The sequence below is a fragment of the Klebsiella sp. MBT K-1 genome (assembly GCF_002556465.1).
GTDB classification, from domain to species: Bacteria; Pseudomonadota; Gammaproteobacteria; order Enterobacterales; family Enterobacteriaceae; genus Klebsiella; species Klebsiella grimontii.
On sequence record NZ_PDEL01000007.1, the window covers coordinates 277,169 to 295,080 of the forward strand.

The following is a 17,912-nucleotide window of genomic DNA, read 5'->3' on the forward strand; positions in this document are numbered from 1 at the left end:
AGTGAAGGCCGCGCGAGCGGCCTTTTTTATGCAGAAATATCCGCGCCAAAGCGACGTGGAATATCCGGCACTGATGCTGCCGTTCACCTTTCTCTGGACGAAAAAAAAGACGCTTTTCAGCGTCTTTTTTCAAGAAATTGGTACCGAGGATGGGACTCGAACCCACAAGCCCGTTAGGGCACTACCACCTCAAGGTAGCGTGTCTACCAATTCCACCACCTCGGTACGGATACTGCTTATCAGTGCGGGATATCGCTGCTCGGCTGCGCCGGAGCTGTCGGCTGAGTTTGCTCAGTTTTCGGAGCGCTCAGATTATCCCACTCACTTCCTTTATTGGTCTTGTTGCTGTTGATATTGCCCAGCGCCAGACTGATGATGAAGAACAGCGCAGCCAGGATACCAGTCATGCGGGTCATGAAATTACCTGAACCGCTGGATCCAAACAGAGTGCCGGAAGCGCCTGCTCCGAAGGAGGCTCCCATATCAGCGCCTTTACCTTGCTGCAGCATAATCAGACCAACAAGGCCAATCGCCACAATAAGGAAAACAACTAAAAGAGCTTCGTACATAATCAACCTGTTCCTTGCGGATTTGCCGCATACCAAGTGCTTCGACCAATAAAGCGGGACGTTTCAACGTTTCCCACTGAAGCGGGTGTGAATACTAACCAAAGCGAATGACCTTCGCAAGGGCAATTTCAGCGCATTGTATCAAGTGCGGAAAAAAACAGCAAAAAGCGATTTATTGTCGACTAAAAAGGCGGCAAGCGTCGCCTTTTTAGTCACTTAGCAAGAGAGATTAAACGCTTTTCACCGCATCAGCGATACGGTGGGCAAATTCGTGCACCTGTTCTTCATGCTCGCCTTCCACCATAACGCGAATCAGCGGCTCAGTGCCTGATTTACGCAGCAGTACGCGGCCCCGATTCCCCAGCGCCGCTTCCACTTCTGCCGTTACCGCTTTGACGTGCTCATGTTCCAGCGGGTTACCGCTACCTTCCGTAAAGCGAACGTTAACCAGAAGCTGCGGGAACATTTTCATTCCGCTGCACAGGTCGTGCAGGCTCATATGGTTACGCACCATTGCCGCCACAACCTGCAGGCTGGCGACAATCCCATCACCCGTAGTGGTTTTATCCAGTAAGATCACATGACCGGAGTTTTCCGCGCCAATGCGCCAGCCCTTCTCCTGCAGCTTCTCCAGCACATAGCGGTCGCCCACTTTGGCGCGAACAAAAGGAATACCCAGCTGTTTGAGCGCCAGTTCGAGACCCATATTGCTCATCAGCGTCCCGACAGCGCCGCCCCGCAGCTGCCCCTGACGCAGGCCCTCACGGGCAATGATATAGAGGATCTGGTCACCGTCGACTTTGTTGCCTTCATGGTCCACCATAATGACCCGATCGCCATCGCCATCGTAAGCAATGCCCAGATCGGCCTTTTCCGCCAGCACGCGCGCCTGCAGAGCACGAACGTCCGTCGCCCCGACTTCTTCATTGATGTTGAGACCATCAGGCTCACAGCCCATCGCAATGACCTGAGCGCCCAACTCGCGGAAAACGTTCGGCGCAATGTGATATGTCGCCCCGTGAGCGCAATCGACCACCACTTTTAAAGAGTTGAGGCTCAGCTCGTTCGGGAAAGTGCCTTTGCAAAACTCGATATAACGACCGGCAGCGTCGACGATACGGCTGGCTTTACCCAGCTCGGCGGAATCCACGCAGGTGAGTTCTTTTTCCATTTCAGCTTCAATGGCTTCCTCTACCTCATCAGGAAGCTTCGTGCCCTCGATAGAGAAGAATTTGATGCCGTTGTCATAGAACGGATTATGCGAAGCGGAAATCACAATCCCGGCTTCCGCGCGGAAGGTGCGCGTCAGATAGGCAATTGCCGGCGTTGGCATCGGGCCGGTAAAAGAAGCGGATAATCCCGCGGCGGCCAGGCCAGCCTCCAGCGCGGACTCCAGCATATAGCCTGAAATACGGGTATCTTTACCAATAATAATCTTCCGTGAGCCGTGCCTTGCCAGTACCTTACCTGCCGCCCAGCCCAGCTTTAACACAAATTCTGGCGTTATTGGCGCATCGCCTACGCGGCCACGAATACCATCAGTACCAAAATATTTGCGGTTACTCATAACGTTTATTTTCCTTAGCGGCCAGGGTAGCTTCCACCACGCGCAGCGCTTCTACCGTTTCTTTGACATCATGGACGCGAATTATCTGCGCGCCCTGCATTGCAGCAATGACAGCACAGGCCAGGCTGCCACTCAGGCGCTCCGTCGGCCCGACATTAAGCAACTGACCTACCATCGACTTACGCGACATACCTACCAGCAGCGGAAGACCAAAATGATGGAACTCTCCAAGTCGGGCAAGCAGTTCATAATTATGAGAAAGATTTTTACCGAAACCGAATCCCGGGTCGAGCAACAATTTATCTTTTGCGATACCGGCCCGTTCGCAGCGCACAATATGTTCGACAAAAAAGCGCTCAACGTCAGCAAACACGTCCGCGTACTTCGGTGCGTCCTGCATTGTCTTCGGCTGACCCTGCATATGCATCAGACATACCGGCAAGCCCGTTTCAGCCGCAGCCTCCAGCGCTCCCGGTTCGGTCAGCGAACGGATATCATTGATGATATGCGCGCCAACACGCGCCGACTCGCGAATCACTTCCGGTTTTGAGGTATCAACGGAGATCCAGACCTCAAAGCGCTGGGCAATCGCCTCCACCGTCGGAATGACTCGCGCCAGTTCTTCCTCGACGCTGACATCCGCAGCCCCCGGACGCGTCGACTCCCCACCGATATCAATGATAGTCGCCCCGGCATTGATCATCAGATTGGCGTGTTTAACGGCTTCGACCAGCGTGTTGTGAGTCCCGCCGTCAGAGAAAGAATCAGGAGTAACGTTAAGAATACCCATCACATGTGGATGAGAGAGATCGAGGGTTGAGCCCTGGGCTACAAGTTTCATCGCTAAATCCCTGAGTCAGAGAAAGGTTGAAAAAGAAAAACCCCGGAGCATACGCTCAGGGGTTTTAAAAAGTACAACAGCGTCAATAACGGCTAACTTATTTGTCGCCCAGCTGTTCTGACATGGTATTGCCCGGGTTTGGCGTACGCGGTTCATCGACCGGACGCGGAGCACGAGGGGTGCCATTGTTGTCAGAATTGTTGGATGAACCCGGTTCTTCCCAGCCAGCTGGCGGGCGAACATCGCGGCGAGCCATCAGGTCATCAATCTGCGGGGCGTCGATGGTTTCATATTTCATGAGCGCATCTTTCATCGCGTGCAGGATGTCCATGTTATCGTTCAGGAGCTGGCGTGCACGATTGTAGTTACGCTCAATCAGTGACTTCACTTCCTGGTCGATAATACGCGCCGTTTCATCGGACATATGCTTCGCTTTCGCGACGCTGCGGCCAAGGAAAACTTCACCTTCTTCTTCGGCATACAGCAGCGGGCCGAGTTTGTCAGAGAAGCCCCACTGGGTGACCATGTTACGCGCCAGGTTAGTCGCGACTTTAATGTCGTTCGACGCGCCGGTAGAAACATGCTCTACGCCGTAGATAATCTCTTCCGCCAGACGACCGCCGTACAGGGTTGAAATCTGGCTTTCCAGCTTCTGACGGCTGGCGCTGATCGCGTCGCCTTCAGGCAGGAAGAAGGTGACACCCAGTGCGCGACCGCGCGGGATAATCGTCACTTTGTGCACCGGATCGTGTTCCGGCACCAGGCGGCCAATAATCGCATGGCCCGCTTCGTGATATGCGGTGGACTCTTTCTGCGCTTCCGTCATCACCATGGAGCGACGTTCCGCACCCATCATGATTTTGTCTTTCGCTTTCTCGAATTCAACCATCGATACAACGCGCTTGTTGCCACGAGCCGCAAACAGCGCCGCTTCGTTCACCAGGTTTGCCAGGTCAGCACCGGAGAAGCCCGGCGTACCGCGGGCAATAATTGCCGCGTCGATATCCGGCGCCAGCGGTACGCGGCGCATATGCACTTTCAGAATCTGTTCGCGACCGCGAACGTCCGGCAGACCTACCACAACCTGACGGTCAAAGCGGCCTGGACGCAGCAGCGCAGGGTCAAGAACGTCCGGGCGGTTGGTTGCCGCGATAACGATGATACCTTCGTTACCCTCAAAGCCGTCCATCTCAACCAGCATCTGGTTCAGGGTCTGTTCACGTTCATCGTGACCGCCACCTAAGCCCGCACCACGCTGGCGGCCCACGGCGTCGATTTCATCGATAAAGATGATGCACGGAGCCGCTTTCTTGGCCTGTTCGAACATGTCACGCACGCGGGATGCACCGACACCAACGAACATTTCAACGAAGTCAGAACCGGAAATCGTAAAAAATGGAACCTTAGCTTCACCCGCGATGGCTTTTGCCAGCAAGGTTTTACCGGTACCCGGAGGGCCGACCATCAGGACGCCTTTCGGAATTTTACCGCCCAGCTTCTGGAAACGGCTCGGCTCGCGCAGGTATTCAACCAGTTCAGCCACTTCTTCTTTCGCTTCGTCACAACCGGCGACGTCGGCAAAAGTGGTTTTGATCTGGTCTTCCGTCAGCATACGCGCCTTACTCTTACCGAACGACATGGCACCTTTGCCACCGCCGCCCTGCATCTGGCGCATAAAGAAGATCCAGACGCCGATAAGAAGCAGCATCGGGAACCAGGAGATGAAGATAGAAGCCAGCAGGCTCGGCTCTTCTGGCGGCTCACCAACCACCTTGACATTTTTAGTCAGAAGGTTATCAAGCAGCTTAGGATCGTTCACCGGGATGTAGGTCGTGTAACGGTTACTATCTTTCTTGGTAACGTTTATCTCACGTCCGTTGATACGCGCTTCGCGAACCTGGTCCTGATTGACCTCCTGCAGGAAGGTAGAATAATCCACCTTGCGGCCATTCGACTCGCTGGGCCCAAAGCTCTGGAATACTGACATCAGCACAACGGCAATGACCAGCCAGAGTATTAGGTTTTTCGCCATGTCACTCAAGGGATTAACCTCATATTACAACTGTGTTAAAAACAGCGTCAGGATACTCTATATCCAGCGTCTTTCAAACTTTCGTTTGAAATCTGCCGGTTATGGTTTACGCCCGGTCGCTACAATATACACTTCACGCGAACGGGCGCGAGAAGAGTCCGGCTTACGAACTTTGACCTTCGTAAACAGGGAGCGAATCTCTCTTAGATACTCATCGAAGCCTTCGCCCTGGAACACCTTCACTACAAAACTACCACCTGGCGCTAAGACATCACGAGCCATTCCAAGCGCCAGTTCCACCAGATACATGGCCCGGGGAATATCCACCGCCGGTGTTCCACACATATTTGGCGCCATATCGGACATGACAACTTGTACTTTACTGTCACCTACACGCTCAAGTAACGCTTTCAGGACTAATTCATCACGAAAGTCGCCCTGAAGGAAGTCCACACCAACGATTGGATCCATAGGTAGAAGATCGCAAGCAATGATGCGGCCGCTGTTACCGATCTGCGTAACCGCGTATTGCGACCAGCCACCGGGTGCAGCGCCGAGGTCAACTATCGTCATCCCCGGTTTAAAAATCTTGTCACTTTGCTGTATTTCATCAAGTTTAAACCAGGCACGGGAACGTAACCCCTTTTTCTGTGCCTGCTGAACATATTTATCGCTAAAGTGTTCCTGAAGCCAACGACTTGAGCTGGCAGAACGCTTTTTACCTGTCATTTAACATTCCCATTTCGGGTTCATCGTACTTCGCGACGTAAAAATCGACGCGGTAGTTTGGCGATATATGGGAGATGGCGGTAGAATGAACCGTTTTCAATCCCAACGTAAGCAAAAAAATACGATGAATCTGAGTACTAAACAAAAACAGCACCTGAAAGGTCTGGCACATCCGCTCAAGCCGGTAGTTATGCTTGGCAACAATGGTTTGACCGAAGGGGTACTGGCCGAGATTGAACAAGCGTTAGAGCACCATGAACTTATCAAGGTGAAGATCGCCTCGGAAGATCGCGAAACTAAAACCTTGATCGTGGAAGCTATCGTGCGCGAAACCGGCGCCTGTAATGTACAGGTCATCGGTAAAACGCTGGTTCTGTACCGCCCGACTAAAGAGCGTAAAATCTCGCTGCCACGCTAAGAATATCCTGGTTATCGACACAACTTTGTGTAAATCGAGGGTTTTCTGCGGGTAGACGAGCAAAATGCCATGCTCCGGACGCTGATAAAAGGCCGCTACGCGGCCTTTTTCCTTTCTTTACAATCCATCAACATCGTAGCGTTAAATTCGGATTAAAGGTACTCAACCTTCAGAATTTCGAATTCGACTTCACCGCCCGGTGTACGGATTACCACAACATCATCCTGCTCTTTACCGATTAAACCACGTGCAATCGGTGAGTTAACAGAGATCAGATTTTGCTTAAAATCGGCCTCATCATCGCCGACGATACGATAAGTTTGCTCTTCATCCGTATCGAGATTCAGAACGCTGACCGTCGAACCAAAAATCACCCGGCCATTGTTAGGCATTTTAGTGATGTCGATAACCTGCGCGTTCGACAGCTTTGCTTCAATATCCTTAATGCGGCCTTCACAGAAGCCCTGCTGTTCGCGGGCAGCATGATACTCAGCATTTTCTTTCAGATCGCCGTGCTCGCGCGCATCAGCGATGGCCGCGATGATTTCAGGACGACGTACGGACTTCAGGAAATCCAGTTCTTCGCGCAGTTTTTCAGCGCCACGTAAGGTCATCGGAATAGCTTGCATTTGTTATACCTCTTTTCATTCCTTCATGGAGCAGACAACACCGCTCCGCAACCGGTCAAGACTTGAGCAGGGCCGGAGCAAAAGAAAACCGACCCGGAAAGTCATCCCCAGGTCAGCAGCAATTTTCAATTTGATACGTATTTTACCCTGAAGTTCACTATGGGTCATCGTTTACTTTACAGGGCGATGCACCGTAGTATGACGGACTGGTTTCAGGCTGTTAGCGCGAGATTATGCGATTTCCCAGATTTATCATCGGATTGACCGCCGGTATAGCGTTTAGCGCTCAGGCGGCGAATATTGACGAGTACATCAACCAGCTTCCTGCGGGCGCAAACCTTGCCTTTATGGCGCAGAAGGTGGGATCCCCAACGCCGGAGATAGACTATCATAGCCAGCAGATGGCGCTTCCGGCCAGCACCCAAAAGGTGATAACCGCACTTGCTGCGCTGCTGCAGCTGGGTCCGGACTTCCGCTTCACCACCACGCTGGAAACGAAAGGCAGTCTCGATGGCGGTGTCCTGAAAGGCGACCTCATTGCGCGCTTTGGCGGCGATCCTACCCTTCGGCGTCAGGATATTCGTAATATGGTGGCCACGCTGAAGAAAGCCGGCGTCCAGCGAATTGAAGGTAATGTCCTGATCGATACCTCCATCTTCGCCAGCCATGACAAAGCGCCGGGCTGGCCCTGGAATGATATGACGCAGTGCTTTAGCGCCCCGCCGGCGGCAGCTATTGTCGATCGAAACTGTTTCTCCATCTCGCTCTATAGCGCGCAAAAACCGGGCGATCTGGCGTTTATCCGCGTGGCGTCTTACTACCCGGTGACCATGTTCAGCCAGGTACGAACGCTGGCGCGCGGCTCTTCTGAAGCACAGTACTGTGAGCTTGACGTGGTTCCCGGCGATCTGAACCGATACACCCTGACCGGCTGTCTGCCGCAGCGCAGCGAACCGCTGCCGCTGGCTTTCGCCATCCAGGATGGCGCCAGCTACGCCGGTGCGATTCTGAAAGCGGAGCTGACCGATGCCGACATCACCTGGAGCGGCACGCTGCTGCGTCAGACGCTGGCGAACGATCCGGGTACCGTCCTGGCGAGCACCCAATCTGCACCGCTGCACGATCTGCTGCGTATTATGTTGAAAAAATCGGACAACATGATCGCCGATACGGTATTCCGCACCATTGGGCATGCCCGCTTCAGCGTACCGGGTACCTGGCGAGCCGGATCCGATGCCGTACGGCAGATCCTGCGCCAGCAGGCCGGCGTCGATCTCGGCAATACCATTATTGCCGATGGCTCAGGTCTGTCGCGCCATAACCTCATCGCGCCAGCCACGATGATGCAGGTGCTGCAGTACATCGCCCAGCACGATAACGAGCTCAACTTTATCTCGATGCTGCCTCTGGCCGGCCACGACGGTTCTCTGCAATACCGCGCAGGTCTGCATCAGGCTGGCGTTGATGGCAAAGTTTCGGCGAAAACGGGTTCACTGCAAGGGGTGTATAACCTGGCCGGTTTCATCACTACCGCCAGCGGCCAGAAGATTGCGTTCGTGCAATATTTGTCTGGCTACGCCGTGCCTCCGGCCGACCAGCGTAATCGCCGCATTCCGCTGGTGCGCTTCGAAAGCCGATTGTACAAGGACCTGTACCAGAACAACTAAAAGCAAAAGGGCCGCATCATATGCGGCCCTTTTTGTGTACCCGGAATTAACGCTTGTAGATGAATTCGACGCCTTCTTCGTCGTCTTCGTCCCAATCGTCATCCCAGTCTTCATCATCTTCCACTTCAGCTTCTTCAAGCTGCTGACGATGATAGTCGTCCCACATAAACTCGACTTTTTCGGCCGGCTTCGCTTCTTCTGCATGGACAATCGGGTTTTCGATGATAAAGGTCATCACGTCCCAGCACAGGTCTTTTACGCCCTGCTGGCTGGCCGCCGAAATCAGATAGAATTTATCTTCCCAGCCCAGCGCCTGCGCGATAGCTTTCGCTTTCGCTTCCGCCTCAGCTTTATCCATCAGGTCAATCTTGTTAAAGACCAGCCAGCGCGGCTTAGAAGCCAGCTTCTCACTGTATTTTTCCAGCTCACCGATAATAATCCGCGCGTTCTCAACCGGATCGGAGCCGTCAATCGGCTCGATATCGATGAGATGCAGCAGCACGCGGCAGCGCTCCAGGTGCTTCAGGAAGCGAATACCGAGGCCTGCGCCTTCCGCTGCGCCTTCAATCAGCCCAGGGATATCCGCCACCACAAAGCTCTTCTCGTTATCCATACGCACCACGCCGAGGCTTGGCACCAGCGTCGTAAACGGATAGTCAGCGACTTTAGGCTTGGCAGCGGAAACGGCACGAATAAAGGTCGATTTACCCGCATTCGGCATCCCCAGCATCCCGACGTCCGCCAGCAGCATCAGCTCCAGTTGGAGATCGCGCTTATCGCCCGGCGTCCCCATCGTCTTTTGACGCGGAGTACGGTTTACGGACGATTTGAAACGGGTGTTACCCAGACCGTGCCAGCCGCCTTTGGCGACCATCAGACGCTGACCGTGCTTGGTCATATCGCCCATCGTCTCGCCGGTCCCCTGGTCGATTACACGGGTTCCTACCGGCACTTTCACCGTCACGTCTTTACCGCGTTTACCGGTACAGTCGCGGCTCTGGCCGTTTTGCCCGCGCTCGGCGCGGAAAGACTTCTCAAAACGATAGTCGATCAGGGTGTTCAGGTTTTCGTCCGCTTCAAGCCAGACGTCGCCGCCATCACCACCGTCACCGCCGTCCGGGCCGCCTCTCGGGATATATTTTTCGCGGCGGAAGCTAACGCAACCATTGCCGCCATCGCCTGCTACGACCAGGATCGTTGCTTCATCAACAAACTTCATTTTACTCTCCGTAAATCATTCGCCTGAGCGGGGGAGCGGCACAACCGCTTCTCGCTTACGCCATCGTCCCCAAAGACGATGACCGACGGCGGAATACATCGCGCCCGCAACCACGACAAACGCACCGAGATAACCCATCAGGTTCAACAGCGGTCTGGCGAAAACGTCGGGCCAGGCCAGTGATAATAAATCTGAAAACAGCAGCGTAAACAGCGGCGTTAAGGTAATCAACGCGCTCACCTGCGCCGCCTGCCAGCGCGCCATCGCTTCCGCCAGCGCGCCGTAGCCGACCAGGGTGTTCAGGCCGCAAAAAACCAGGCAGGCCAGCTGCCAGTCGCTTAATGCCAGTACCTGCGAAGGCTTCGCTAATGGCAATAGCGATATCGTACATAAAGTGTACAGCAAAAAAAGGATTTGCTGTGACGCCAGACGCCGCAATAACACCTTTTGCGCGACACCGTAGCACACCCACACCGTCGCCGCCCCGACGCCGAAAATTACCCCCCACGTGTAGTCCGTCAGGCGAGTAAAAATCTCAATCAGGCTGGTGTTAAAAAACATGACCAGACCGCTCACCAGCATCAGCGCTCCCACAACCTGAGTGCCGCGCATTTTTTCTTTAAGGACAAAAACGCTGGCCACCATCATGCCGACCGGGGACAGCTGGCCAATCACCTGGGAAGCGGTGGGGCTGAGATATTGCAAGGAAGAACTAAACAGAATGAAGTTACCGAACAAACCACCCGTCGCAATCACCAGCAGTATCAACCACCGCGGCTTACGAAAAATACGCAGCGGAGGCAGTTTTCTTTTCATGGCCAGAATGGCGCCAAGACCAAAACTTGCCATCAAAAAGCGATAAAAAACCACCGTCGGCGGCTCCATCACTTCAAGAACCTGCTTCATTGCGATCGGCAGGGCCCCCCAACACATCGCCGTGGTGAGCGCTAAAAGAATGCCGATGCCGGCCTGCTGCTTCATGCCCGTTTTCCCTGCAGAAAATTTTCCGGGTTTTCAATGTAAAAAGCCCCGCAACACGTTGCGGGGCTTTAATCCGTTACCGGACCACGAAAAACTTACTCAGCAACGATGCTGATGTATTTACGGTTGTTCGGGCCTTTAACTTCGAATTTCACTTTACCGTCTGCTTTAGCAAACAGAGTGTGGTCACGACCGCAACCTACGTTAGTGCCAGCGTGGAATTTGGTACCACGTTGACGAACGATGATGCTACCCGCCAGAACGGATTCGCCACCGAAACGCTTAACGCCCAGGCGTTTAGCTTCTGAATCGCGACCGTTACGAGTTGAGCCGCCAGCCTTTTTATGTGCCATTTAAATCTCTCCTCAGGTCTTAGGCGCTGATGCCAGTAATTTTCACATCAGTGAACCACTGACGATGGCCCTGCTGCTTACGGTAGTGTTTACGACGACGAAACTTAACGATTTTAACTTTCTCGCCACGACCGTGTGCAACAACTTCAGCTTTGATTACGCCGCCCTCAACGAAAGGAACGCCGATTTTAATTTCTTCACCGTTTGCGATCATCAGCACTTCTGCGAACTCAACAGCTTCGCCAGTTGCGATGTCCAGCTTTTCCAGGCGAATGGTTTGACCTTCGCTTACTCGGTGTTGTTTACCACCACTTTGGAAAACCGCGTACATATAGAACTCCGCTTCCGCGCACCTCTTCGTATGATTCAGAGTGCGCTATAAATATTCACAATAGGGCGCGAATATTACGCAAAACGCGAGCCTTTGACAAGAGCGATCAGCGATCAACGCAGAAAAAAAACACAACTTTCACTCCAGCGTTTATCTGCGGCAATTTTTCAGTACAATCACATCTTCTTTTAATTCTATCTTAATCCTTCTGTGATCCTATTGGATACGCGGGAACAGGACATTTGGCCCGGCTTTTGCGATGAATTTAGAAAAAATCAATGAGTTAACCGCGCAGGATATGGCGGGCGTCAATGCGACAATTCTTGAGCAACTCGACTCGGATGTTCAGCTTATCAATCAGTTAGGCTACTACATCGTTAGCGGAGGCGGTAAACGCATTCGCCCGATGATCGCCGTGCTGGCCGCGCGTGCCGTGGGATATCAGGGAAACGCTCACGTCGCCATTGCTGCGCTGATCGAATTTATCCATACCGCCACCCTGCTGCATGATGACGTCGTCGATGAGTCTGATATGCGCCGGGGCAAAGCCACCGCAAACGCCGCTTTTGGCAATGCCGCTAGCGTGCTGGTTGGCGATTTCATCTACACCCGCGCCTTTCAGATGATGACCAGCCTCGGCTCATTGAGAGTTCTGGAAGTGATGTCGGAAGCCGTGAACGTCATTGCTGAAGGCGAAGTTCTGCAGTTGATGAACGTGAACGACCCGGATATCACCGAAGAAAACTATATGCGGGTCATTTATAGCAAGACCGCCCGTTTGTTTGAAGCCGCAGCCCAGTGCTCCGGGATCCTGGCCGACTGCACCGCGGAACAAGAGAAAGCGTTACAGGACTACGGGCGCTATCTGGGCACCGCTTTCCAGCTGATTGACGATCTGCTTGACTACAGTTCAGACGGTGAGCGGCTGGGTAAAAACGTCGGTGACGATCTAAATGAAGGCAAACCCACTCTTCCGCTGCTGCACGCTATGCAACACGGCAGCGCAGAACAGTCCGCCATGATCCGCGGAGCGATCGAGCAGGGTAACGGCCGCCATCTACTCGAAGCCGTACTGGAAACCATGGCAGCCTGCGGCTCGCTGGAATGGACCCAAAAACGCGCGGAGGAAGAGGCTGATAAAGCGATTGCCGCCCTTCAGGTCCTCCCCGAATCCCCGTGGCGTGAAGCGCTAATTGGTCTTGCCCACATCGCCGTGCAGCGCGACCATTAACCCCTCCCCTCACTTTCCCGCGTAAAATCGCGGGAAAGTTCCAGTAAGCACCAATAAAGCCAATTTCAGCCTTATTTCTTGATATATTCCTAATATCAAAGCCATTAAAAGAACTTGTTAGAACATTACTGGAACTCAAGGTATAGTCATTTTGTCGCCCATTAAGGACGAACGGAATGTTTATTACCAGGAGAATTTATGGATAAGTTCATCGACTGGCATCCGGCGGATATTATTGCCGGATTACGCAAAAAAGGGACGTCGCTGGCAGCTGAATCGCGGCGTAATGGTTTAAGTTCTTCAACGCTCGCCAATGCGCTGACTCGGCCCTGGCCCAAGGGCGAGCTGATTATCGCTCACGCGCTGGAAACCGATCCGTGGGTAATATGGCCATCGCGCTATCACGATCCCCATACCCACCAGTTTATCGACAGAACGCAGATGATGCGTCAGAGGAAGAATAACAAGTAAAGCGAGGTTGCAGACAACAGCCCCCGGACCTACGTCAGAGGGCTGCTGTAATGGGCTTATTCGGCTTTGACGCGTTCAATATTCGCGCCAAGCGCCTGAAGTTTGTCTTCGATACGTTCGTAGCCGCGGTCAATGTGGTAAATACGATCGACAATCGTCGTCCCTTCCGCAATGCAGCCTGCCAGCACCAGGCTAGCAGACGCACGCAGATCCGTCGCCATGACCTGGGCGCCAGAAAGTTGCTTCACGCCGTGGCAAATCGCCGTATTGCTCTCGATTTCCGCATGCGCGCCCATACGGATCAGCTCCGGGATATGCATGAAACGGTTTTCGAAGATCGTTTCGGTGATCACGCCGGTTCCCTCGGCAACCAGATTCAGCAAGGTGAACTGGGCCTGCATATCGGTCGGGAAACCCGGATGCGGAGCAGTACGAACGTTGACAGCTTTCGGACGGTTGCCGTGCATATCGAGGCTAATCCAGTCCTCGCCCGTTTCGATGTCCGCGCCGGCATCGCGTAGCTTCGCCAGAACCGCATCAAGCGTATCAGGTTGAGCATTGCGGCACAGGATCTTACCGCCAGAAATCGCCGCCGCCACCAGGAAGGTCCCGGTTTCAATACGATCCGGCAGAACGCGGTAGACGCCGCCGCCGAGGCGCGCTACGCCTTCGATGGTGATACGATCGGTACCCTGACCTTTGATCTTCGCGCCCAGCGCGTTGAGAAAGTTGGCGGTATCGACAATTTCCGGCTCGCGCGCGGCGTTTTCGATAACGGTGGTGCCTTCCGCCAGCGTCGCAGCGCTCATGATGGTTACGGTAGCGCCAACGCTGACCTTATCCATCACAATATGCGCGCCTTTCAGGCGTCCATTAACCGACGCCTTGACATAACCTTCTTCCAGTTTGATTTCCGCACCCAGTTGCTCAAGACCGGTAATGTGTAAATCAACCGGGCGCGCGCCGATGGCGCAGCCGCCGGGAAGTGATACCTGTCCCTGACCAAAACGGGCCACCAGCGGACCCAGCGCCCAAATCGAAGCACGCATGGTTTTGACGAGGTCATACGGGGCACAGAAAACGTCAACCGGGCCGGCATCGATCCATACGGAGCCGTTGCGCTTAACGTTCGCGCCCAGCTGGCTCAGCAGTTTCATGGTGGTATCGATGTCTTTCAGCTTCGGTACGTTCTGGATCTCAATCGGCTCTTCGGCTAATAGCGCGGAAAAGAGGATTGGCAGGGCGGCGTTTTTCGCGCCGGAAATAGTGACCTCGCCCTGCAGACGAGTAGGCCCCTGAACACGGAATTTATCCATTGATTCTGTTCTCTGTTAAGAATTCACATACGCTGCGGGGAACATCCCCACAGCTTATAAGCCATTTAGTTTGCGGTCTCGCGCCCACTCCTGCGGGGTAAACGCTTTTATCGACAGAGCATGGATGCGGTTATCGGCAATATATTCCATCAGCGGGGCATAGATAGCCTGTTGCTTCTTGACCCGACTCATGCCGTCGAACATCTCACCCACAGCAATAACCTGAAAGTGGCTGCCATCGCCAGAGACGTGGACTTCCTGAAGGGAGAGTGCGTTCATCAGCACGGTCTGAATTTCATGATTTTCCATGGGCTACATTTATCTGATAGTGAAAACAGCCCAACATCTTAGAGGAAAGTGGCGCTGTCTTAAACAAGCAAAAAGCCCCATCGAAAAGTTTGATGGGGCTTTCAGAATAGCTTCAGCAGTAAAGCACTGAAAAAGTTATGGGATCATATCGGCAGGAAGGTTATACAACCTGACCAGGGTTTGCAGATTTTCACTCTTCCCGGTCAACTTCGCTTCCCCGCCCTGCCGACGAACCAGTGCGATAAAATGCACTAATAGCGCCAGCCCGGCGGTGTCCACGCGGGTCACGGCGCTCAGGTCGATTGCGGACACGCCATCCGTCGCCTGAGCGCGTGCTTCCCACAGCGGGACCAGAAGATCCTGGTCCAGCTCTCCGCGCAGCGCCAGCGTCTCACCATCGCGAGTCCAGCTCAGCTGCCCGGTCATTATTTTTTCTGTTCCAGAGTAATCGGCTGCGCGGAGCTTGCCTTCAGCTGCGCCGTCAGACCATCAACGCCTTTAGTACGCAGCAGGTCGCTCCACTCGTTTTGTTTAGTGGTGATCATGCTCACCCCTTCCGCAATCATGTCGTACGCCTGCCAGTTACCGGTCTGGGTATTTTTACGCCACTGGAAATCCAGGCGAACCGGCGGACGGCCATTCGGATCGAGGATGGTGACGCGAATAGGAACAATGGTCGCGCTGCCCAGAGGCTGCTCAGGCGCAATCTGATAGGTCTGACCGTGATACATCGCCAGCGCCTGGCCGTAGGCCTGTTTCAGATATTCGCGGAAGGCGGCGAAATAGGCTTCACGCTGCGCCGGGGTCGCTTCTTTGTAATAACGACCTAATACCAGCGCGCCGGCGTATTTCACCTGAACATAGGGCAGCAGTTCCTGATCGACGATGTCGCGCAGGTAGTTCGGGTTAGCCTGAATCTTAGGCTGCTCGTTCTTCAGGCGATCGAAGGTTTTCTGCGCCGCTTCGTCCATCAGCTTATAGGGATTGGATTGGTCCGCGGCGGTGGCCGCAGTCAAAGGGGCAATCACCAGCATGGCGACCATTAGTAAGCGTTTAAACATGTCTTATCTCTCCTGAAATTAGTGCGTCGTGCCGGCTGGCGGCGTAGCGTCAGTATGACTCTCCCCGGCAGACTGTTCATCGCCAGAATTCTTATTGTCGCTACCTTTACTGTTATAAAGGAACTGGCCTATCAAATCTTCCAGCACCATGGCGGATTTGGTGTCCTGAATGGTGCCGCCATCTTTAAGGATAGCCGTTCCCAACTCCGGGTCTTCAAACCCGATGTTCATCGCCAGGTACTGTTCGCCCAGCAGACCGGAAGTTCTGATCGCCAGCGAGCTGGTATCCGGGATATGGTTGTAGCGCTCATCAATATCGAGAGCGACGCGAGGCAGGTAGGTTTTAGGGTCGAGCGTGATATCCGCCACGCGTCCGACGACAACGCCGCCAATCCGTACCGGAGAGCGCGCTTTCAGACCGCCGATATTGTCAAAAGTGGCATAGAGCCGATAAGTCGGTTCGGTACGTAAAGAGGTTACGTTTGCCGCCTTCAGGCAGACAAACAGCGCAGCCAGCAGCGCAACCAGTAAAAATACCCCTACCCAGATTTCATTTTTTCTCGTTTGCATGAACTCAATTCCCAAACATCAGCGCAGTCAGCACAAAATCCAGCCCCAGAACCGCCAGCGACGCATGTACCACGGTACGCGTCGTCGCCCGGCTAATCCCGGCGGAAGTGGGGATAGCGTCATAACCGTTAAATAACGCGATCCATGTTACCGTAATGGCGAAAACCAGACTCTTAATCAGGCAGTTAACCAGATCCATCCGCCAGTCAACGGCGTTTTGCATCGCGCTCCAGAAGAATCCGCCATCGATGCCCTTCCAACTGACACCGACCAGCGAGCCGCCCCAAACGCCGACCGCCACAAAAATAATCGTTAACAACGGCAGTGAAATCACCCCCGCCCAGAAGCGCGGAGAGATCACGCGGCGAAGCGGGTCGACCGCCATCATCTCCATGCTGGAGAGCTGCTCGGTTGCGCGCATCAGGCCAATTTCGGCAGTCAGCGCCGAACCGGCACGCCCGGCAAACAACAGCGCGGCGACCACCGGCCCCAGTTCACGCAGCAGCGACAGCGCCACCAGCATGCCCAGACTGGTTTCGGCGCTATAGGTGGTTAACACCAGATAGCCCTGCAGACCCAGCACCATACCGATAAACAGCCCCGAGACAATGATGATCAGCATCGACAGCACGCCAACGTTATACAGCTGACGCACCAGCAGCGGCGCATGCTTGCGAAACTCAGGCTTGCCGACAACCGCGTTGAAGAGCATTAATCCAGCACGCCCGAACGTTGCGATAGTTTTAATACCGCGATGCCCAAGCGCGGCTAGCGCATTTAACAACATGAGTCGCTTAACTCCCTTTGCCCAATAAATCATGATGATAATCACCCGCCGGATAGCGGAACGGCACCGGGCCGTCGGCGATACCATCAATGAACTGACGAACCCGAGGATCGGCATTTTCGCGCAGCGACTGCGCACTCCCGTGCGCCACCACCTTTTTGTCCGCCACGATATATGCGAAGTCCGCGATGCTGAGCACCTCCGGCACATCATGCGAAACCACGATACAGGTGACACCCAGGGTGCTATTGAGTTCAGAAATCAGCTTCACCAGCACCCCCATCGTAATGGGGTCCTGCCCGACAAAGGGCTCATCGAACATGATTAAATCAGGTTCCAGCGCAATCGCCCTCGCCAGCGCGGCACGGCGCGCCATGCCGCCGGAGAGCTCAGAAGGCATCAGCTTCGCGGCTCCGCGTAGCCCGACGGCCTCCAGCTTCATCATCACCGTGGTGTGCAGCAGCGCTTCCGGCAAACGCGTATGCTCGCGCAGCGGATAAGCGACGTTATCAAACACGTTCAGGTCGGTGAACAGCGCGCCGGACTGAAACAGCATGCTCATGCGCTTGCGGACGGTATACAGGCGCGAGCGCGACATCTGCGGTACGTTTTCACCATCAAACAGGATCTCGCCTTTATCGGGCGGGATCTGACCGCCGATCAGACGTAACAGGGTGGTTTTGCCGATCCCTGATGGCCCCATTATCGCGGTGATCTTGCCGCGGGGTACCGATAGCGAGATATCATCGAAGATCACGCGATCGCCCCTCGAGAAGCGAATACCGCGCACTTCGACTAGATTCGCCGAACTCTGGCTCATAAAATCATCCT

The 17,912-nt window shown here is 54.2% G+C and carries 21 protein-coding genes and 1 tRNA gene; 4 read left to right on the plus strand and 18 right to left on the minus strand.

Features of this window, described 5'->3' with window-relative positions; genetic code table 11:
- Window positions 1–138: 138 nt before the first annotated feature.
- The 6 genes from CMQ96_RS12940 to rlmE form a co-directional block, all read right to left on the minus strand.
- Window positions 139–225 (minus strand) — tRNA-Leu (locus CMQ96_RS12940).
- Between the two features lie 14 nt (window positions 226–239).
- Window positions 240–569: a preprotein translocase subunit SecG gene (secG, locus tag CMQ96_RS12945; RefSeq protein WP_004106103.1), complete on the minus strand. Its 330-nt coding sequence runs from the start codon at window positions 567–569 to the stop codon at window positions 240–242.
- 229 nt (window positions 570–798) lie between these two features.
- A complete protein-coding gene (glmM, locus tag CMQ96_RS12950) occupies window positions 799–2,136 on the minus strand; it encodes a phosphoglucosamine mutase (protein ID WP_024358752.1) in 1,338 nt (445 codons plus the stop codon).
- Window positions 2,129–2,977 carry a dihydropteroate synthase gene (gene folP, locus CMQ96_RS12955; protein WP_004125673.1) on the minus strand — a complete coding sequence of 283 codons (849 nt, stop codon included), beginning with the start codon at window positions 2,975–2,977 and terminating at the stop codon, window positions 2,129–2,131. The genes glmM and folP overlap by 8 nt, the downstream gene beginning before the upstream one ends.
- A 97-nt stretch (window positions 2,978–3,074) precedes the next feature.
- A complete protein-coding gene (gene ftsH, locus CMQ96_RS12960; RefSeq protein ID WP_004139802.1) occupies window positions 3,075–5,009 on the minus strand; it encodes an ATP-dependent zinc metalloprotease FtsH in 1,935 nt (644 codons plus the stop codon).
- 99 nt (window positions 5,010–5,108) lie between these two features.
- Window positions 5,109–5,738 carry a 23S rRNA (uridine(2552)-2'-O)-methyltransferase RlmE gene (gene rlmE / locus CMQ96_RS12965; protein ID WP_004106110.1) on the minus strand — a complete coding sequence of 210 codons (630 nt, stop codon included), beginning with the start codon at window positions 5,736–5,738 and terminating at the stop codon, window positions 5,109–5,111.
- Between the two features lie 124 nt (window positions 5,739–5,862).
- On the opposite strand from rlmE, the gene yhbY reads away from it, so the two are divergent.
- On the plus strand, window positions 5,863–6,156 hold the full coding sequence (gene yhbY / locus CMQ96_RS12975; protein ID WP_004139797.1) for a ribosome assembly RNA-binding protein YhbY: 294 nt from the start codon (window positions 5,863–5,865) through the stop codon (window positions 6,154–6,156).
- 152 nt (window positions 6,157–6,308) lie between these two features.
- Here the strand turns inward: yhbY and greA are convergent, their stop codons facing one another.
- Window positions 6,309–6,785, minus strand: a complete 477-nt coding sequence (greA, locus tag CMQ96_RS12980) for a transcription elongation factor GreA (RefSeq protein ID WP_004125674.1) — start codon at window positions 6,783–6,785, stop codon at window positions 6,309–6,311.
- Between the two features lie 233 nt (window positions 6,786–7,018).
- On the opposite strand from greA, the gene dacB reads away from it, so the two are divergent.
- On the plus strand, window positions 7,019–8,452 hold the full coding sequence (gene dacB, locus CMQ96_RS12985; protein ID WP_024358753.1) for a serine-type D-Ala-D-Ala carboxypeptidase: 1,434 nt from the start codon (window positions 7,019–7,021) through the stop codon (window positions 8,450–8,452).
- A 46-nt stretch (window positions 8,453–8,498) separates the two neighbouring features.
- Here the strand turns inward: dacB and cgtA are convergent, their stop codons facing one another.
- The 4 genes from cgtA to rplU all read right to left on the minus strand — a co-directional run bounded on the left by cgtA (window position 8,499) and on the right by rplU (window position 11,336).
- Window positions 8,499–9,671: an Obg family GTPase CgtA gene (gene cgtA, locus CMQ96_RS12990; RefSeq protein WP_004125676.1), complete on the minus strand. Its 1,173-nt coding sequence runs from the start codon at window positions 9,669–9,671 to the stop codon at window positions 8,499–8,501.
- Window positions 9,672–9,686: 15 nt separating this feature from the next.
- Window positions 9,687–10,652, minus strand: coding sequence for a DMT family transporter (locus CMQ96_RS12995; RefSeq protein WP_004125677.1), 966 nt, complete (start codon window positions 10,650–10,652; stop codon window positions 9,687–9,689).
- Between the two features lie 95 nt (window positions 10,653–10,747).
- Window positions 10,748–11,005, minus strand: coding sequence for a 50S ribosomal protein L27 (rpmA, locus tag CMQ96_RS13000; RefSeq protein ID WP_003861831.1), 258 nt, complete (start codon window positions 11,003–11,005; stop codon window positions 10,748–10,750).
- 19 nt (window positions 11,006–11,024) lie between these two features.
- Window positions 11,025–11,336 (minus strand): 50S ribosomal protein L21, encoded by a 312-nt coding sequence (rplU, locus tag CMQ96_RS13005; protein WP_004106123.1) that lies wholly within the window; start codon window positions 11,334–11,336, stop codon window positions 11,025–11,027.
- Window positions 11,337–11,595: 259 nt separating this feature from the next.
- Here rplU and ispB point away from each other — a divergent pair, with 259 nt between their 5' ends.
- Together ispB and sfsB are read left to right on the plus strand one after the other, a co-directional pair.
- Window positions 11,596–12,567, plus strand: a complete 972-nt coding sequence (gene ispB, locus CMQ96_RS13010) for an octaprenyl diphosphate synthase (RefSeq protein WP_049100548.1) — start codon at window positions 11,596–11,598, stop codon at window positions 12,565–12,567.
- A 198-nt stretch (window positions 12,568–12,765) separates the two neighbouring features.
- Window positions 12,766–13,038, plus strand: coding sequence for a DNA-binding transcriptional regulator SfsB (gene sfsB / locus CMQ96_RS13015; protein ID WP_004139786.1), 273 nt, complete (start codon window positions 12,766–12,768; stop codon window positions 13,036–13,038).
- Window positions 13,039–13,094: 56 nt separating this feature from the next.
- Here the strand turns inward: sfsB and murA are convergent, their stop codons facing one another.
- The 7 genes from murA to mlaF all read right to left on the minus strand — a co-directional run bounded on the left by murA (window position 13,095) and on the right by mlaF (window position 17,901).
- A complete protein-coding gene (gene murA, locus CMQ96_RS13020; protein ID WP_024358754.1) occupies window positions 13,095–14,354 on the minus strand; it encodes a UDP-N-acetylglucosamine 1-carboxyvinyltransferase in 1,260 nt (419 codons plus the stop codon).
- A gap of 54 nt (window positions 14,355–14,408) precedes the next feature.
- Window positions 14,409–14,663 carry a BolA family iron metabolism protein IbaG gene (ibaG, locus tag CMQ96_RS13025; RefSeq protein ID WP_004106141.1) on the minus strand — a complete coding sequence of 85 codons (255 nt, stop codon included), beginning with the start codon at window positions 14,661–14,663 and terminating at the stop codon, window positions 14,409–14,411.
- 135 nt (window positions 14,664–14,798) lie between these two features.
- Window positions 14,799–15,089, minus strand: a complete 291-nt coding sequence (gene mlaB, locus CMQ96_RS13030; RefSeq protein WP_004125681.1) for a lipid asymmetry maintenance protein MlaB — start codon at window positions 15,087–15,089, stop codon at window positions 14,799–14,801.
- Window positions 15,089–15,724 carry a phospholipid-binding protein MlaC gene (gene mlaC / locus CMQ96_RS13035; protein ID WP_004125682.1) on the minus strand — a complete coding sequence of 212 codons (636 nt, stop codon included), beginning with the start codon at window positions 15,722–15,724 and terminating at the stop codon, window positions 15,089–15,091. The genes mlaB and mlaC overlap by 1 nt, the downstream gene beginning before the upstream one ends.
- Window positions 15,725–15,742: 18 nt before the next feature.
- On the minus strand, window positions 15,743–16,294 hold the full coding sequence (gene mlaD, locus CMQ96_RS13040) for an outer membrane lipid asymmetry maintenance protein MlaD (protein ID WP_004139782.1): 552 nt from the start codon (window positions 16,292–16,294) through the stop codon (window positions 15,743–15,745).
- A gap of 4 nt (window positions 16,295–16,298) precedes the next feature.
- Window positions 16,299–17,081, minus strand: coding sequence for a lipid asymmetry maintenance ABC transporter permease subunit MlaE (mlaE, locus tag CMQ96_RS13045; protein ID WP_004125690.1), 783 nt, complete (start codon window positions 17,079–17,081; stop codon window positions 16,299–16,301).
- A gap of 7 nt (window positions 17,082–17,088) precedes the next feature.
- Window positions 17,089–17,901, minus strand: a complete 813-nt coding sequence (mlaF, locus tag CMQ96_RS13050) for a phospholipid ABC transporter ATP-binding protein MlaF (protein ID WP_004125691.1) — start codon at window positions 17,899–17,901, stop codon at window positions 17,089–17,091.
- Window positions 17,902–17,912: the final 11 nt, after the last annotated feature.

Coding starts and splice junctions, on each gene's coding strand:
- secG (WP_004106103.1), bottom strand. CDS start 569: ATGTACGAAGCTCTTTTAGTTGTTTTCCTTATTGTGGCGATTGGCCTT.
- glmM (WP_024358752.1), bottom strand. CDS start 2,136: ATGAGTAACCGCAAATATTTTGGTACTGATGGTATTCGTGGCCGCGTA.
- folP (WP_004125673.1), bottom strand. CDS start 2,977: ATGAAACTTGTAGCCCAGGGCTCAACCCTCGATCTCTCTCATCCACAT.
- ftsH (WP_004139802.1), bottom strand. CDS start 5,009: ATGGCGAAAAACCTAATACTCTGGCTGGTCATTGCCGTTGTGCTGATG.
- rlmE (WP_004106110.1), bottom strand. CDS start 5,738: ATGACAGGTAAAAAGCGTTCTGCCAGCTCAAGTCGTTGGCTTCAGGAA.
- yhbY (WP_004139797.1), top strand. CDS start 5,863: ATGAATCTGAGTACTAAACAAAAACAGCACCTGAAAGGTCTGGCACAT.
- greA (WP_004125674.1), bottom strand. CDS start 6,785: ATGCAAGCTATTCCGATGACCTTACGTGGCGCTGAAAAACTGCGCGAA.
- dacB (WP_024358753.1), top strand. CDS start 7,019: ATGCGATTTCCCAGATTTATCATCGGATTGACCGCCGGTATAGCGTTT.
- cgtA (WP_004125676.1), bottom strand. CDS start 9,671: ATGAAGTTTGTTGATGAAGCAACGATCCTGGTCGTAGCAGGCGATGGC.
- CMQ96_RS12995 (WP_004125677.1), bottom strand. CDS start 10,652: ATGAAGCAGCAGGCCGGCATCGGCATTCTTTTAGCGCTCACCACGGCG.
- rpmA (WP_003861831.1), bottom strand. CDS start 11,005: ATGGCACATAAAAAGGCTGGCGGCTCAACTCGTAACGGTCGCGATTCA.
- rplU (WP_004106123.1), bottom strand. CDS start 11,336: ATGTACGCGGTTTTCCAAAGTGGTGGTAAACAACACCGAGTAAGCGAA.
- ispB (WP_049100548.1), top strand. CDS start 11,596: ATGAATTTAGAAAAAATCAATGAGTTAACCGCGCAGGATATGGCGGGC.
- sfsB (WP_004139786.1), top strand. CDS start 12,766: ATGGATAAGTTCATCGACTGGCATCCGGCGGATATTATTGCCGGATTA.
- murA (WP_024358754.1), bottom strand. CDS start 14,354: ATGGATAAATTCCGTGTTCAGGGGCCTACTCGTCTGCAGGGCGAGGTC.
- ibaG (WP_004106141.1), bottom strand. CDS start 14,663: ATGGAAAATCATGAAATTCAGACCGTGCTGATGAACGCACTCTCCCTT.
- mlaB (WP_004125681.1), bottom strand. CDS start 15,089: ATGACCGGGCAGCTGAGCTGGACTCGCGATGGTGAGACGCTGGCGCTG.
- mlaC (WP_004125682.1), bottom strand. CDS start 15,724: ATGTTTAAACGCTTACTAATGGTCGCCATGCTGGTGATTGCCCCTTTG.
- mlaD (WP_004139782.1), bottom strand. CDS start 16,294: ATGCAAACGAGAAAAAATGAAATCTGGGTAGGGGTATTTTTACTGGTT.
- mlaE (WP_004125690.1), bottom strand. CDS start 17,081: ATGTTGTTAAATGCGCTAGCCGCGCTTGGGCATCGCGGTATTAAAACT.
- mlaF (WP_004125691.1), bottom strand. CDS start 17,901: ATGAGCCAGAGTTCGGCGAATCTAGTCGAAGTGCGCGGTATTCGCTTC.